Origin of the sequence: Tenebrionibacter intestinalis, assembly GCF_016632365.1 — a bacterium.
Taxonomy (GTDB): domain Bacteria; phylum Pseudomonadota; class Gammaproteobacteria; order Enterobacterales; family Enterobacteriaceae; genus Tenebrionibacter; species Tenebrionibacter intestinalis.
The window spans coordinates 1-1,786 of the sequence record NZ_JAEPBH010000108.1; the positions used below are offsets into that span (position 1 = coordinate 1).

Annotated in this window: 1 rRNA gene; it reads right to left on the reverse strand. The window is 53.4% G+C overall.

Annotation, left to right across the window (positions count from 1 at the left end):
* Window positions 1-44: 44 nt before the first annotated feature.
* Window positions 45-1,633, reverse strand: a 16S ribosomal RNA gene (locus tag JJB97_RS17835).
* Between the last annotated feature and the right edge of the window lie 153 nt (window positions 1,634-1,786).

Sequence of the window (1,786 nt, forward strand, 5' to 3'; positions counted from 1 at the left end):
ATCAGACAATCTGTGTGGACACTGCGAAGACTGTATCTTTAAGGTAAGGAGGTGATCCAACCGCAGGTTCCCCTACGGTTACCTTGTTACGACTTCACCCCAGTCATGAATCACAAAGTGGTAAGCGCCCCCCCGAAGGTTAAGCTACCTACTTCTTTTGCAACCCACTCCCATGGTGTGACGGGCGGTGTGTACAAGGCCCGGGAACGTATTCACCGTGACATTCTGATTCACGATTACTAGCGATTCCGACTTCGTGGAGTCGAGTTGCAGACTCCAGTCCGGACTACGACGCACTTTATGAGGTCCGCTTGCTCTCGCGAGGTCGCTTCTCTTTGTATGCGCCATTGTAGCACGTGTGTAGCCCTGGTCGTAAGGGCCATGATGACTTGACGTCATCCCCACCTTCCTCCGGTTTATCACCGGCAGTCTCCTTTGAGTTCCCGACCGAATCGCTGGCAACAAAGGATAAGGGTTGCGCTCGTTGCGGGACTTAACCCAACATTTCACAACACGAGCTGACGACAGCCATGCAGCACCTGTCTCTCAGTTCCCGAAGGCACGCCCGTATCTCTACAGGTTTCTGAGGATGTCAAGACCAGGTAAGGTTCTTCGCGTTGCATCGAATTAAACCACATGCTCCACCGCTTGTGCGGGCCCCCGTCAATTCATTTGAGTTTTAACCTTGCGGCCGTACTCCCCAGGCGGTCTATTTAACGCGTTAGCTCCGGAAGCCACAGGTCAAGCCCACAACCTCCAAATAGACATCGTTTACGGCGTGGACTACCAGGGTATCTAATCCTGTTTGCTCCCCACGCTTTCGCACCTGAGCGTCAGTCTTCGTCCAGGGGGCCGCCTTCGCCACCGGTATTCCTCCAGATCTCTACGCATTTCACCGCTACACCTGGAATTCCACCCCCCTCTACGAGACTCAAGCCTGCCAGTTTCAAATGCAGTTCCCGGGTTGAGCCCGGGGATTTCACATCTGACTTAACAGACCGCCTGCGTGCGCTTTACGCCCAGTAATTCCGATTAACGCTTGCACCCTCCGTATTACCGCGGCTGCTGGCACGGAGTTAGCCGGTGCTTCTTCTGCGGGTAACGTCAATTGAATGGCGTATTAAACCACTCACCTTCCTCCCCGCTGAAAGTACTTTACAACCCGAAGGCCTTCTTCATACACGCGGCATGGCTGCATCAGGCTTGCGCCCATTNGCCTTCTTCATACACGCGGCATGGCTGCATCAGGCTTGCGCCCATTGTGCAATATTCCCCACTGCTGCCTCCCGTAGGAGTCTGGACCGTGTCTCAGTTCCAGTGTGGCTGGTCATCCTCTCAGACCAGCTAGGGATCGTCGCTTTGGTGAGCCGTTACCCCACCAACTGGCTAATCCCATCTGGGCACATCCGATGGCAAGAGGCCCTAAGGTCCCCCTCTTTGGTCTTGCGACGTTATGCGGTATTAGCCACCGTTTCCAGTGGTTATCCCCCTCCATCGGGCAGTTTCCCAGACATTACTCACCCGTCCGCCGCTCGCCGGCAAAGAAGCAAGCTTCTTCCCGCTGCCGCTCGACTTGCATGTGTTAGGCCTGCCGCCAGCGTTCAATCTGAGCCATGATCAAACTCTTCAATTAAAGTTTGATGCTCAAAGAATTAAACTGTTAGTTCGTAATGAATTAACTGTTGTTCACTTGAGACTTGATATTCTGTTTACGTCTTTCGACGCTGAGATATCAGTGCCCCGAGTGCCCACACAGATTGTCTGATAAATTGTTAAAGAGCAGTGC